Origin of the sequence: uncultured Thiodictyon sp. (genome assembly GCF_903828115.1) — a bacterium.
In the GTDB taxonomy this organism is placed as follows: Bacteria; Pseudomonadota; Gammaproteobacteria; order Chromatiales; family Chromatiaceae; genus Thiodictyon.
In genome coordinates this window covers 1-14,358 of sequence record NZ_CAIKKU010000644.1, presented here as the reverse complement: position 1 = coordinate 14,358, position 14,358 = coordinate 1, and the positions used below count along the sequence as shown (strand labels likewise).

Annotated in this window: 11 protein-coding genes; 4 read left to right on the top strand and 7 right to left on the bottom strand. The window is 60.5% G+C overall.

Annotation, left to right across the window (positions count from 1 at the left end):
- Positions 1-252: 252 nt before the first annotated feature.
- Positions 253-1,779 carry a YifB family Mg chelatase-like AAA ATPase gene (locus QZY48_RS24425; RefSeq protein WP_295435973.1) on the bottom strand — a complete coding sequence of 509 codons (1,527 nt, stop codon included), beginning with the start codon at positions 1,777-1,779 and terminating at the stop codon, positions 253-255.
- 42 nt (positions 1,780-1,821) lie between these two features.
- Positions 1,822-2,088 carry an accessory factor UbiK family protein gene (locus tag QZY48_RS24420; protein WP_295435971.1) on the bottom strand — a complete coding sequence of 89 codons (267 nt, stop codon included), beginning with the start codon at positions 2,086-2,088 and terminating at the stop codon, positions 1,822-1,824.
- Positions 2,089-2,827: 739 nt separating this feature from the next.
- On the opposite strand from QZY48_RS24420, the gene QZY48_RS24415 reads away from it, so the two are divergent.
- Entirely contained in the window at positions 2,828-3,853 is a 1,026-nt protein-coding gene (locus QZY48_RS24415; protein WP_295435969.1) for a DNA cytosine methyltransferase, read from the top strand.
- 84 nt (positions 3,854-3,937) lie between these two features.
- Here QZY48_RS24415 and QZY48_RS24410 read toward each other — a convergent pair whose 3' ends face one another.
- The 4 genes from QZY48_RS24410 to QZY48_RS24395 form a co-directional block, all read right to left on the bottom strand.
- Positions 3,938-5,164 (bottom strand): hypothetical protein, encoded by a 1,227-nt coding sequence (locus tag QZY48_RS24410; protein WP_295435967.1) that lies wholly within the window; start codon positions 5,162-5,164, stop codon positions 3,938-3,940.
- Positions 5,161-7,146 (bottom strand): ATP-binding protein, encoded by a 1,986-nt coding sequence (locus QZY48_RS24405; RefSeq protein WP_295435965.1) that lies wholly within the window; start codon positions 7,144-7,146, stop codon positions 5,161-5,163. Before QZY48_RS24405 ends, QZY48_RS24410 begins: the two co-directional genes overlap by 4 nt.
- 338 nt (positions 7,147-7,484) lie before the next feature.
- Entirely contained in the window at positions 7,485-9,464 is a 1,980-nt protein-coding gene (locus QZY48_RS24400) for a fructose-1,6-bisphosphatase (RefSeq protein ID WP_295435963.1), read from the bottom strand.
- 227 nt (positions 9,465-9,691) lie between these two features.
- Complete coding sequence (locus QZY48_RS24395; protein WP_295435961.1) at positions 9,692-9,958, bottom strand: accessory factor UbiK family protein; 267 nt, start codon at positions 9,956-9,958, stop codon at positions 9,692-9,694.
- Positions 9,959-10,342: 384 nt separating this feature from the next.
- Between QZY48_RS24395 and QZY48_RS24390 the strand changes: the two genes are divergently transcribed.
- The 3 genes from QZY48_RS24390 to QZY48_RS24380 are packed head-to-tail and all read left to right on the top strand — an operon-like array spanning position 10,343 to position 12,909.
- Positions 10,343-11,182, top strand: a complete 840-nt coding sequence (locus QZY48_RS24390) for a TorF family putative porin (RefSeq protein WP_295435959.1) — start codon at positions 10,343-10,345, stop codon at positions 11,180-11,182.
- Between the two features lie 32 nt (positions 11,183-11,214).
- Positions 11,215-11,553, top strand: coding sequence for a P-II family nitrogen regulator (locus QZY48_RS24385; protein WP_100917382.1), 339 nt, complete (start codon positions 11,215-11,217; stop codon positions 11,551-11,553).
- A gap of 33 nt (positions 11,554-11,586) precedes the next feature.
- Positions 11,587-12,909: an ammonium transporter gene (locus QZY48_RS24380; RefSeq protein ID WP_295435956.1), complete on the top strand. Its 1,323-nt coding sequence runs from the start codon at positions 11,587-11,589 to the stop codon at positions 12,907-12,909.
- A 201-nt stretch (positions 12,910-13,110) separates the two neighbouring features.
- On the opposite strand, the gene prpC is transcribed toward QZY48_RS24380, so the two are convergent.
- Positions 13,111-14,262, bottom strand: coding sequence for a 2-methylcitrate synthase (prpC, locus tag QZY48_RS24375; RefSeq protein ID WP_295435954.1), 1,152 nt, complete (start codon positions 14,260-14,262; stop codon positions 13,111-13,113).
- Between the last annotated feature and the right edge of the window lie 96 nt (positions 14,263-14,358).

The following is a 14,358-nucleotide window of genomic DNA, read 5'->3' as shown; positions in this document are numbered from 1 at the left end:
GAAAACCGGGCCTGCTGGTAATAAATGGACTTGAATAGGAACGGTTCATTATCGTTGTCGTTGTCGTTGTCGTTGTCGTAGTCGTTGTCGTAATCGTAATCGGAGAAGCGATGCAGTTTGAGGTGCGAGAGAATCCGGGGCGCCAGCATAACCTCGATTACGACAACGACAACGACAACGACAACGACGCTACAAGTATCCTCTCATGGACTTGTTTGACCTCAATTAGTGAACCGTTCCTGGGTGCAGGGTTCACGCCGTCCCCCGGTCCAGCCGCCGATAGCCCACCGCCTCGCCCAGATGGGCCGCGGTGATGGCCTCCACCCCCGCCAGGTCGGCGATGGTGCGCGCGACCTTGAGTATCCGGTGATAGGCGCGTGCCGACAGGGCGAGCCGGGTCAGGGCCTGCTGCAACAACCGCTGGCCCTGCTCGTCGAGCGCGCAGTCGCGCTCGATCTCGCGCGGGCGCAGGGCGCAGTTGGGCCGCCCCGCCCGCGCCTGCGCCCGTGCCCGTGCCGCCCCGACACGCGCCCGCGTCGCGGCACTGCCCCCCTCACCGCCCGAGACGCCGCCCGGGGTCGGACCGGCCAGCCGGGCCAGATCCAGCCGCGGTACCTCCACATGCATGTCGATGCGGTCCAGCAGGGGGCCGGAGATGCGCCCGCGATAGCGCGCGACCTGCTCCGCCGTGCAGTGGCAACGCCCGCTCTCGTCGCCCAGATAGCCGCAGGGGCAGGGGTTCATGGCCGCCACCAGTTGGAAGCGCGCCGGAAACTCCGCCTGGCGCGCCGCCCGGGAGATATGGATGTGCCCGGACTCCAGGGGCTCGCGCAGCACCTCCAGCACCCGCCGGTCGAACTCCGGCAACTCGTCCAGGAACAGCACCCCCAGGTGGGCGAGCGAGATCTCCCCCGGGCGCGGGTTGCTCCCCCCGCCGACCAGGGCCACGCCGGAGGCGGTGTGGTGCGGGGAGCGGAAGGGCCGCTGCCGCCAGGTCGTCGGGTCGAAGGCATCGCGGTCGCTGATGGAGCGCAGCGCCGCGGTCTCCAAGGCCTCGGCCTCGCTCAGCGGCGGCAAGAGCCCGGGCAACCGATTGGCGAGCATCGACTTGCCGGTCCCCGGCGGGCCGATCAGGAGCAGGCTGTGCCCACCCGCCGCGGCGACTTCCAGGGCGCGCTTGGCGTGCTCCTGACCCCGCACCTCCGCGAGATCCGGGTAGTCCGGGTCAGGCACCGCGGCCGTATCCGGGACATAGACCGGCAAGGGGTTGGTGCCGTTGAGGTGTCCGCACAGGTCCATCAGGTGACGCGCCGGACGCAGCCGCAGGCCCCCCACCAGGCCCGCCTCCGCGGCATTCTCCGCCGGCAGGATCAGTTCGCGCCCGGCGCGGTGAGTCGCCAGGGCCGCGGGCAAGACCCCGCTGACGGGGCGCAGGTCGCCGGACAGGGCCAGTTCGCCCAGGAATTCGTAGGCGTTCAGTTGCCCCGACCGGACTTGGCCGGAGGCGCCCAGGATACCGAGGGCGATGGCCAGATCGAAGCGCCCGCCCTCCTTGGGCAGGTCCGCCGGGGCCAGGTTGATGGTGATGCGCCCGAGCGGAAACTGGAAGCGCCCGTTGAGCAAGGCGCCCCGCACCCGGTCCTTGCTCTCCCTGACCGCCAGTTCCGGCAGCCCGACGATGGAGAGGGCCGGCAGTCCGCCGCCCAGATGGACCTCGACGGTCACCAGGGGGGCGTTGACCCCTTCCCGGGCACGGCTATGCAGGACGCAGAGTGACATCTTCGATCTGTGTCCAGACGCCCGCCCCTGGGGGACGCCGCCTCAATCCGTCCCTGTCCGGGCCGGAGTCACGAAGCGTTCCAGTTCCATCACCTGGGCCTCCAGCCGGGAGACCCTGTCCCCGGTGCGCAGGAACATGCCGGTCTGGACGCCGAACTCCTCCCTGTTCACCAAGTCCAGCCGGGACACCCCGGCCGCCAGGGACCTTCCCCGATTGCGCCGTCGGTCCTCTTGCACGGTCTTGAGCCCCGTCTGCAGCCCCTCGGCCACGCGCTGGGCGATGTCGTCGAACGGCTTCGGATCGAGCATGAGCGGCATACCTCGGATGGGGGCGTGACTGGCGTCGCTGATGGCCGACGCCTGACGCTAGTATAGGGAGTCGCACCGGTACTGTCTTCAGACCAGGGCGCGCACCACCCAGGCCGGCGCCTGCCCGCAAACAAAGGTCCACGCGAGCGTGATACCCAGTTCCGCGTCGTCGTGCATTTCCACCCAACGGGGTCGCACATACCCGCTAGGGCGACGCCCTGCGTATAAGGTTAACCCAGCCTAGCCCTGAAAGGGTGAACCGGTCATCCCTTGACCGGGACGGTACTGGACACAACCCGACGCCCAGCAGGCCTCCTTCTACTTACTGCTGCGCTTCCGTCCCAAAGCGTCGAGATTTTCACAAGTGAAACTTTTGGAGCAAATTGATGGGCTATCACCGGAATATGAGATCGACCTTATGTAATGCTACCGCCCCACAAACCATAAAGAAAGAAAAGGAACGCCGACCAGTCAAAGAACGCAGCCGTCTTGCCGCATCGACCATACACAACCAGCCGCATCGTGCGCAACTAGGGAACTGACGGCAGCGCGCCTTCCGCGTAGAATGCTGGTACGATGTGGCACTTACTGCGGCTAACGCATCGAAACGCACGCAAGCCTGTAACACCTTGATTTTTCATGAGGTCGCCAGTTGGTGCAGCCTCGGATAATCATGTACTTACATATTTGCGGAGAACGCGATGCGGCTAACGGTCACGGCCCGCTTGTGGAGGGGAACATGTTGCTAAGCCTTTTCTGTGGCCCCGGCGGCTTAGACCTCGGCTTTGAGCGTGCGGGATTTAGAACCTCGTTTGCCTTTGATAAACATGCTGACAGCATCCGGACGTACAACCACAATCGGCTAGGCGCCGATAGCCCTGCGGGATATATACTTGATTTAACTGACGTTTCAGCGAAAGACCTTGATGTCTTCGCTGGTCGCGAACTGACGCCGACGGGTGTAATCGGCGGGCCGCCTTGCCAAAGTTTCTCCCAGGCCAACCGCAGCCCAAGAGCCGAGGACCCGCGGCATATCCTACCATTGCGCTATGCTGCCCTTCTTGCGGAACTGAACGCGAGGCACCGGATAGATTTTTTCATGTTTGAAAATGTTCCTGGGCTAGGGCTTCCCCCTCATGATGAACGTTTTCGGAGCTTGTTGACTGCGCTTACCGAGGCCGGTTTCAATGTCTCGTCAGCGATCCTTAACGCCATGGATTTTGGTGTGCCACAAAGGCGTAAACGCCTAATTGTCGTGGGGTTTAACGCCGCTGCCTATCCTGGAAAAAAATGGACAGCTCCGACCCATCTGCGGCAAGAGTCAAAGATTCGGACAGTCAGAGATACGTTTGTTGATTTACCGGAGCCGACGTATTTCCACCGTGGGGCATCGCCGGAGACAATACAGCCCCATCCGAATCATTGGTGCATGGCACCAAAATCCAAAAAATTTACTGACGGAACACTAAAAGAAGGTAATACCTGTCTCAGGAGCTTCAAAACACTGGCGTGGGATGCGCCAAGTATTACTGTCGCATACGGAAACCGTGAAGTTCATGTTCATCCAAATTGCCAACGGCGGCTAAGTGTCTATGAAGCCATGCTGCTACAAGGGTTCCCTGCTACCTATGAACTGACGGGAAATCTATCATCGCAGATTCGCCAAGTAAGCGATGCGGTCCCGCCTCCACTCGCGGAAGCAGTCGCTCTATCCATCGCAGAACAGCTCAAACTGAATTCTGATACTGTACAAGCAAGCCCGTAAAGAATCGCTGATTAATCCCGAATTCGGCCCGAAGCAGCCGGGCAACACCCTGCTTTCGTTAAGTCCGCTCCGGCGGTTTCCGAATTAATCAGCGTCTCCCTGACTTGAGGACGGATCATACGCCCAACCTGGATAATCTGTCACGTCGTAATTCGCTAGTTTCAGGAGTCTCGCTGTCTCTTTGATAAGGCTATCGCGCAGCTCCACGTCCCCCTTAAGCATCGAGTCAAGATCCACTAAGTCCGTGGTCTTTTTTAATATTCCCAGGGACAATTGCTCTACATTGATGTCTTTCGGCGGCGGCAGTGCGCAATCTACTATCTGTGTCGGATCAACTGCGCGCGACTCACTTCTTTCAATTCGAAAAACGAGCGAGAGCATATCTGGCTCGCCTTCGCAAACGGAAAAATAGTAACTGCGCAACATGCGCAGTCCCTGAGGTGGTCTTGCGGTCTGGAGGCAATGCAGTAGCCATTTGGATAACCCCAAGCAAAACAAATCCTTGAAAGCGCGATCGGGCAACTGCATCGGTGCTGATAGTGCGGACTCCGTTCCGGTTTCGTGGCCAGCAAACAAATTATCCAGTCCCTCGGCGAATGCGGCGCTATGCTCTGCATTTTGACGAATAGTGTTCACGAAGGCTTCCAAGTATTTTTCCGCGATTTGCTTTTTCTGCACCCTTGTGGCAACAAAAAGCAGCCAATTACTCTGCGCCAACTCAGTCTGAATTTGTATAATTTTTACTAACGCATCTAAGCATGTGCCTGGCCCACCGTCTGTTGCATGAGACGCAATGTTTCCGCAAAGATCAATGTTTATAGCATGGTACGGCCCGTGGGCGCGGGCGGTTTTGTACGCAATTGAATCGCCACGCGAGGTGATATTTTCCAACCGCTCCTTAGCAATGTGGGAATGTTCATCAACCCAACACTGGTTCTTCATTTGGTGATGGGCCAGCGTGAGGCTTTGCTCCTCTTGCGACTCAGCCTTGGACGCGTTGAAACCAAGATAATGAAGCTGGAACCCACGCTTCTCGCACGAATCTTTGAGCGACATCACGTCGAGCATATCTGCGCCCGGGAGAGTTAGGTAGCGGAAAAGCGGCTTGCTTCCCCTTGGTACATGAATGCTCCCCATAAGCCTGAATACATTGCCAGCCCATGCGCGCCTAACATGCTGTTTGCGAGGCTTATGCCACGGCTGGTAGGCCTTCTTCGCAGGCTCGAGCCGTTTTCGCTCAGGGGGCAAAATATCGTCGATCGGGATATCATCGCCATCACCGTTGTCCTGTGGTAAATCCTGTTCGCTCATCCGCGTCGTCCTATCAACAAGATTTCAGCAATATCATTAAAAATCGCCTGTTGAGTCGCATAAGGTATGTCGTTTAACAAGCGGTATGCCGCCAATACTGACATTATTGCCTTCGCTTGCTCTCCAGGCGACGGAATTCCTGTATTTGCATCCGTGGCTTTGACTGCTTTTAATTTGTCACGATCAAGTTGAAACACCATGTTTCCATCTGACCTTAGCTGAATTTCCTGCTGGCGCTCTCCTTTGGCGATTAGCAATACCGTGGGACTTCCTTCCATGGTATCGCCTCTTATCTCCCAGACAGTGTTTACGTGCCGATCAAGGTCGTTCTCAGCCTGTTTTTTCCGTTCTGCTTTCTCTCTGTCAAGACCCCGCTTTCCTATATCCTTTAGGTAATTAGTGATTTGGAGTACGGCGCGATGAACCCATATTGTCAAATATTGATAGTGCGGATGGCTGATATTAAATGACTCGCGGTCAATGTTCAGTGCTGGGTCCATTCCGCTCAATATGAAGACTTCGGCGGTCAACTGTCTTAGCCGGTTCAACTCCGATACCTTATAGTCCATAAAGGTTTCATCGTAAAGGACTCCACTTGCCCCGTGGACCCGAATCAGAACGCCACGATTCTGTTTCGGAACGATAAGATTGTTCCAGTAAAAGTACGCTTCAAACTCTAATGGGCCACCACCACGGTCACTCGAAACCGTGCCAAGCGGCGACGCGCACTGACCGATGAAAAGCATTGGTTTTTTAGCCCTTACGCGCCTCTTATCACCAAGCAGTTCGCTTTGAAGACGTACGGGTCTTCGGAGTTCTACGCAATCTATAACGACAGAAAAATCACCGCAAGGATCTTGTCGCATGCTTTGCAATCCGAATTCGTCCGCAAGCGTCCTCCCTGCTGGTAAACTTACCCACGTTACACCTCCCGGCTTCTTATTCGACAACTTGAAAAAATCGAGTTCGCTATCGCTTCCTAACTCAAATGGATTTTCATCAAGGTATTTGAGTGGCGCGGCCAAGCTAAGTCGCCAGATCATTTCGAGATACTGGTCGAAGATTTCCTTCAAATCTGGGCTTTGAGATGAGGTGTCCTTTGAATCGATGACTCGCGCGCAAAGTTGGGCGAAACGCTCACTCGGGTCGGCTCCTTCCTGCCAGGGTACTTGGGGCTCGACGATATATTGGCCCGCATCGCCGTCGCCACAATACCCCATATGATACAACGGCCTCTCGGGGCGACGTAGCACCGTGTTGTCGGATTCCGCATCGATGATCAACTTCCACCGATCCGCATCGCGCAGTATGTCCTTCGTGGCACGCCGTAACTCCATAAGAATTACTTCGGTTCCCTGGGTGTCAATATCAGATGCCGGTACATACCTCAGTTCCACGTCACCCGTATCGAAGCGCTCTTTCCCGCCAGTCCCTTTGGGCTGCGTGCGGAGGCGCTCCTCCGAGTGGGTCTGCATTCTGACATCTATGACTAAGCGAAAGCCATCCCCTTTCCGTTTAGTAATAATCCGAAAGTATGTCGTCAAATGCACAACGGCGAAAAGTCCTATTCCGATCTTTCCGATCAATGGACGGCCGGCGGGGCTGTTGTCAGGATTGTCTGGGCTAACTGTGCCAAGATCGATACCCGCGTAGGTTCGTTTTGAACTGCCGCCGATATGTTTGATCAAGTTCGCGACAGCGTGTTCGGTCATCCCGGCGCCATTATCTAGGATGGAGACACGATCAAAACGGGGAGCGTCGGTATTTATGACTACGCGGGTTGCGTCGGCGTCGTATGCGTTGAAGACGAGTTCGCGAAACGCAGCCGAAGGGCGCCTGTATATGCCGTCCGTTACCCGCGCGAGCACCCGATCATCGACGCTGAGTTTGTCGATAACAGTGTCTCCGGTCCCCCGGACAGACACCATCTTCTCCATCAAGAGCAGCGCCGGATCAATTGGGGATGTATTGGAATCAGTCACATGTCCTCCCAGCCAGGAAAGCTTGCTGTCGACCCGTCAAGAAAAAGCGGGACTTTCATCCCAGCAGAAGATGACCGCTGGCCAGAACAATGATCAAGGCGGTCGCAGCTATTTCGGAAACGTCGCAGGTATTTGGAGAAAATGACACCCCCGCCCATCAGGACCGCCTCGGAGGCGGTGTGGTGCACGGAACTGACGGGCCGCTGCCGCCAGGTCGCCGGGTCAAAGGCGTCCTGATCCCTGGCGGAGCGCAGCCCGGTCCCAGGGTGTTGCGCTGGGCTGGTTAGTCAGGTTCCTCCGGTGCTCACGACAACCGCGGGATCAAGCCGATCGGGGTATCAGTCGAGCCGGTGCTCCTTGATCAGACCCTCGCGGTAGGCATGCAAGAGGGCGTGCAGTTCGTCGATCTGCCCCTGGATTTCGCGCCCGCGATCGGTGTCGCCGATCAGCATCCGGCGCGGATAGGTATGGATGACCTCGGTCGCGGTGTCGATATCGAGTTCCTCCGACACCGCCTTGTGCGTCGACTCAAAGGGCTGGTGGGCGGCGAGCAGGAGGTAGCGCGAATTGGAAATCAGCGTGTAGCCGGCGATGCCGGTCTCCTTCTGATAGGCGCGCGAGAAGCCGCCGTCGATGACGATCAGCCGGCCGTTGGCCTTGATCGGACTCTCGCCCTTGCCGACCTTGACCGGCACATGGCCGTTGATGATGCAGCCGCGGTCCGGATCCAGGCCGAATTCGGCCAGGATCTTGCGGGCGCTCTGCGGCGTGTCGCGCAGCGAGTAATAAGGGTTGCGCTGCTCCACATGCGTCGCCTTGTCGGCGATGAAGGCGCGCTCGAAGGTGGCCATCTTCTCCTTGCCGAAGAGCGGTGATTGGGGGGCGCACCACAGGAACCACATGACATCCATGCCGTACTGCTTCTGCGCTGGGTTGTCGATGTCGAAATAGCCTTGCCGGGCCAACCGGTCGACCCGGTCGAGAAAGGTCCGGCCGCGGAACGACTCGCCATCGACGTTGAAGGCGCGGAACTCGCCGTCCTCGTTCATGGCGACGCAGCCGTGATAGAGCAGATTGCCGTCATGGACCAGGTACAGGCTGCCGTTGGCAAAGAGAAAGCGGGTATGCTGTTGCAGCTTGCGGCTGTTGAGGAAGGACTGCAGTAGTTTGTCCATCACCGACTGCTCTTGCGGCGTCAGGGCATCCGGGGCGGCGGGGTCGATCGTCGGGAACAGGGTATCGCGCAGCGGATGCTCCACCCCGCCCAGGGTGATGACGCCGCGCGCATAGTCGATCTGGTCGAGCAGCAGGCGGTCATTCATCAGATAATGCGGGCGGCGCTTGATGACCTGGCTCTCCAGCTTGAACTGGATGATGGTGATGGCCTTCTGCATCTGCGCCAGCAGGCGGATCTCCTGGCTGGTGAAGTTGTGGTCCTTGGGCAGCTTGGGGATGAATAACTCACAGGGGTCGTCCTGGTAGGTCTCAAGCGCGAAGGACGCCAAGGGCAACATGCTGATGCCGTAACCGTTCTCCAGTGTTTCCATGTTGCCGTAGCGCAGGCTGAAGCGGATGACGTTGGCGATGCACGCCTCGCTGCCCGCCGCCGCGCCCATCCACAGGATGTCGTGATTGCCCCACTGGATGTCGACCTGATGGTATTGCATCAGCGAGTCCAGAATGATGTGGGCACCCGGGCCGCGATCGTAAATGTCGCCGATGATATGGAGTCTGGCCACCGCCAGCCGCTGAATGAGTTCGGCCAGGGTGGTGATGAAGGTCAGGGTGCTGCCGGTCGCGACGATGGTGTCGATCTGGCTTTGGTAGTAGGCAGTCTTGGACTCGACCCCCTGCTGGTCGTACAGCAGTTCTTCGATGGTATCGGCGACGTGACTGTGGAGAAAGCCGCGCACCGTTTCGCGCCGGTACTTGGCGGTGAGGCTGCGACAGAACCTGACCAGGCGGATCAGCGTCAGCCGGCTCCATTCGTCCTTGTCGGCGACGCTGCGCAGCATCAGGGGCACTTTCAGCTCGGGATAGTAGATCAGCGTGGCCAGGTTGCGCCGTTCAGGCTTGGTCAGCGCGTCGCCGAACATTTCCTCGATTTTACGCCAGATCGACCCGGCGCCATTGCGCACGACGTGCTCGAAGGCCTCGTGCTCGCCATGGACGTCGGAGAGAAAATGCTCGGTTCCCTTGGGCAGTTGCAGCAGGGCCGTCAGGTTGATGATGGCCGTAGACGCCGCCTGTATCGAGGGGTGTTTTTCCGACAACAGGTTCAGGTATTTCAGTGAGATGTCCGAATCTTTATTGGGCATGAGAGCGGTGCTCGCGGGCGGGTGCGGTGCGGGTTAAGGAACGGTTGATCAATAAGTTAAATAAGTCGATTAGAGAGTGCTTGTCGCTTCGTTGTCGTTGTCGTTGTCGTAATCGAGGTTATCGTAGCGCTCCGGACTCGCTCGCACGCCGAATTCCATCGTTTCTCCGATTACGACAACGATGGTGTTGTGTTTACCTTGTTCTTTACTCGTTACCTAGGGGTCCTCTAGTCCGCCCGCGTCCCGGCGAGGGCCAGCACCCGCTCCAGCTCCGCTACCTGGGCCTCCAGGCGGGCGAGCTTCTCGCGGGTGCGCCCGAGCACGGCCGTCTGGACGTCGAACTCTTCCCGGTTCACCAGGTCCAGGCGGGACAACCCGGCCTCCAGGGAGCCGCGCAGATTCCGCCCCAGGTCCTCCTGCAGGGTCTTGAGCCCCTCGGGCAGGGCGCTGGCCAGGCGCTGGGCGAAGTCGTCGAGTTGCTTCGGATCGAACATGATGGGGATACCTCGGGGTGTGGAGCCCGCGCGACTCGCGTCCGCGGGGACTGGGGGTGTGGCGATCATTATAGGGAGTCCTGCCGGAACCGTCTTTCGCCAAAAGTATGCACCAATGTGGTGCGGGCTCGGGTCCGCAGGGCAGGTAAAGCGACCGCACTTGGTGCGGCAACCTGTTGGGATTGCGTCACAGGCCGCCCCTTGCCGTTGTAAATTGGGCACAGGCGTCTCTGGCATGTTACCTGCATGAACTGCGTGTAACCTTGACCAGCCTGACTCGCTGCGCCCGCCTCGGCACCGCCGGATCCCGATCCCCAGGCCGCGTGGTTTCGCGAACATCGGCTCCCGCTCCCAACCCCGTACGACCCTATGAGGCACCAATAGATGAACGCACCCCGAGTCCGCACGGCCTGTGCCGTCGCCGCACTGCTCGGCGCCGGGCCCGGCGTCACCCGGCAGGCCCTGGCCGCGGACGAATCGCCCCATTCCCTGAAGGCCAACGTCGCGCTGACCAGCAACTATATGTTTCGCGGCATCAGTCAGACCAATAATGGCCCGGCGGTGCAGGGCGGTTTCGACTACACCTATGTCCCCTGGAGCCTTTACGTGGGCGCCTGGGGCTCGAATGTGGACAGTTCGTCCGGCAGCGGCTACTACTATGTCGACCAAGGCAATCAGCAGGTCATCGTCGGACCCGATACCGCGGATGCCTTGTATCAGTCGTTGAAGGCCCCGGGCTTCGACGGGGCCAGCATGGAACTGGACCTGAAGGCCGGCTGGGCACCGACCTTCGGCAAACTCAGCGTCGACCTCGGTTACCTGCGCTACCAGTATCCGATGACGAAGACCGACGCCAACAATACCAACGAATACCACCTGGGCCTCGGCTATGACGTCATGGGCTACTTCACGCCCAAGTTCACGGCCAACTACAGCGAAGATTTCTATGGTCTCGGGGGCGCCTGGTACTACGACCTTCAGGTCGCCGTCCCCCTGCCCTATGCCTTCAGCCTCACCGCGCACTACGGCTGGACGCGCTACAACCATAGCGTAAACAATGGCGGCGGCTACAGCTACGACGACTACAGCGTGAGCCTCTCGCGCGAGGTCTACAGCGGCGTTGTGCTTGCCCTCGCCTGGGTCGACCGCACCGACACCGACCTGTGCGCAGCGCCCTTCCAGTGCGGCAGTACCGGGGTCTTCACGCTCTCCAAGTCCTTCTGAGGGCATGTCTACAATCATCGGAGTATCGCGTCATGAAACTGATTTCCGCCATCATCAAGCCCTTTAAACTCGACGACGTGCGCGAGGCCCTGGGCGACATCGGCGTCTCCGGCATCACGGTCACCGAGGTCAAGGGCTTCGGCCGCCAGAAGGGCCACACCGAGCTCTATCGCGGGGCCGAATACGTGGTCGATTTCCTGCCCAAGATCAAGCTGGAGATCGCGGTGGACGACCAGTTGGTCGACAAGGTGATCGAGGCCATCACCAACGCCGCCCGTACCGGTAAGATCGGCGACGGCAAGATCTTCGTCTTCAACCTGGAACAGGTCGTTCGTATCCGCACCGGCGAGACCGGTTCGGAAGCCCTGTGACGCGCGACTGACCCCGAAGGAGAGCAAGCGACTATGAAACCATCGACGCAACGGACCCTGGTGCGGGTCCTCGCCGGCGCCCTGGCCCTGACGCCCCTGATCGCGGGTGCGCAAGAGGCCCCGGTACCCACCATCAACGCCGGCGATACCGCCTGGATGCTGACTGCCACGGCGCTCGTGCTGTTCATGACCATCCCCGGCCTGGCGCTCTTCTACGGCGGCCTGGTGCGCGCCAAGAACGTGCTCTCGATCCTCATGCAGTGCTTCGCCATCACCGCCCTGGTAACGGTGCTGTGGACCATCTATGGCTACAGCCTGGCGTTCGGCAACGGCGGCGCCCTGAACAGTTGGATCGGCGGACTCGACAACCTGTTCCTCAAAGGGATCGGCCTGACCTCGATCTACGGGACTCAGACGATTCCCGAATCGGTCTTCATGACCTTCCAGATGACCTTCGCGATCATCACCCCGGCCCTGATGGTCGGTGCCTTCGCCGAGCGCATGAAGTTCTCCGCCCTGATGTGGTTCATGGGGCTGTGGCTGACGCTCGTCTATGTGCCGGTCGCCCACTGGGTCTGGGGCGGCGGGTTCCTGGGCACGCTCGGCGTGCTCGACTTCGCCGGCGGTACCGTGGTGCACATCAACGCCGGCATCGCCGGTCTGGTCGCGGCCATCGTCATCGGTAAGCGCAAGGGCTTCCCGACCACGGCCATGCCGCCCCACAACCTGGGCTATACCGTCATCGGTGCCTCCATGCTGTGGGTCGGCTGGTTCGGCTTCAATGCCGGCAGCGAGTTGGCGGCGGACGGCGTGGCCGGCATGGCCATGGCGGTCACCCAGATCGCCACCGCGACCGCGGCGCTGAGCTGGATGTTTGCGGAATGGTGGGCGCACGGCAAGCCGAGCGTGCTCGGTATCGCCTCGGGTGCGGTCGCCGGTCTGGTCGCCATTACCCCGGCCTCCGGCACCGCGGGCCCTATGGGCGCTATCGCCATCGGGCTCGCCGCGGGCGTCCTGTGCTTCCTCGCCTCGACTAAGCTCAAGCGCAAGTTCGGGTATGACGACGCACTCGATGTGTTCGGGGTGCACGCCGTTGGCGGTATCGTCGGTGCCATGCTGACCGGTGTCTTCGCCAGCGCGGTCCTGGGCGGCAAGGGTCTGGCCGAGGGTCTGACCATCGTCGATCAGGTCATCAAGCAGGGGATCGGTGTCGGCACCACCCTGGTCTACACGGCGATTGCGAGCCTGATCATCCTCAAGCTCGTGGACTGGACCATTGGCCTGCGCGTCACGGAAGAGCAGGAGACCGAGGGGCTGGATCTCGCGCTGCACGACGAGCGCGGTTACATCCTCTAACGGGTTGCGGGCGGCAGTCGCCGCCCGAACCGATCAAGGCCGGACCCCCCGGGGTCCGGCCTTTTTTTGTTTCTGCAAGCAGTCGCCGGCGTGCTCAGTGTTGCGCGGCCCCGGCTGGAACCGCCGCCCCTGCCTTCCTTGGCAACGGCTGCGACGACTGCGCGGCCGTTGCTTGGATCGCGCCGGTGCGGCGGGATTGAATCAGCGCCGGTCGAGCGGGATCCACTTGCGGTTTTCCGGGCCGATGTAATTGGCGCTCGGACGGATGATCTTGTTGTCCTGGCGCTGCTCGATGACGTGGGCGGTCCAGCCACTGATGCGGGCCATGACGAAGATGGGCGTGAACATCGCGGTAGGGATGCCCATCTGCGAGTAGGCGACGGCGGAGAACCAGTCGAGGTTCGGGAACATCTTCTTGAGATCCCACATGACGGTCTCCAGGCGCTCGGCCACCTCGAACATGCGGGTGTCCTGGTTGGCCTCGGACAGACGCCGGGCGACGGCCTTGATGACATCGTTGCGGGGGTCGCCGACCGTATAGACCGGGTGCCCGAAGCCGATGACGATCTCCTTGCGCTCCATGCGCTCCTTGATGTCGGCCTCGGCCCCGTCCGGGTCCGTGTAGCGCTGCTGGATCTCGCAGGCGACCTCGTTGGCGCCGCCGTGCTTGGGACCGCGCAGGGCGCCGATGGCGCCGGTGATGGCGGAATAGATGTCGGAGTTGGTGCCGGCGATCACCCGTGAGGTGAAGGTCGAGGCGTTGAACTCGTGCTCGGCGTAGAGGTTGAGCGAGGTGTGCATGGCACGCACCCAGGCGGTCGAGGGCGAGTGCTGGTGCAGCAGGTGCAGGAAGTGTCCGCCGACGGAGTCGTCGTCGGTCTCCACCTCGATCCGCCGGCCGTGACGGGCGTAATGGTGCCAATACAGCAACATGGAACCGGCGCTGGCGATCAGGCGGTCACCGATGGCGCGTGCGCCGGCATAGGGCATCGACTCCTTCTCGGGCTCCAGCGAGCCCAGCAGCGAGACCCCGGTACGCAGCACGTCCATTGGGTGGGACGAGGGCGGGAGCTGCTCCAGGGCCGTCTTCATGGCCGCGGGCAGGCCGCGCAGGGCGCGCAGGCGGTGCTTATAGGCGACCAGTTCGGCCCGGCTGGGCAGGTGCCCGTGGATCAGGAGGTGGGCGATCTCCTCGAATTCGGCGTGATCGGCGAAATCGAGGATGTCATACCCGCGGTAGTGCAGGTCGTTGCCGGTACGGCCAACGGTACAGACGGCGGTGTTGCCGGCGGCGGTGCCGGAGAGTGCGACGGACTTCTTCGCCTTCGGCAACTGGCTTTCTTGCTCGGCCATGCTGGTCTCTCTCTTGGGTCAGTGATGATGTAGGGGGATTAGGAACGGTTCACTAATAAGTTAAACAAGTCCATTTAGGGAATGCTCGTCGCGTGG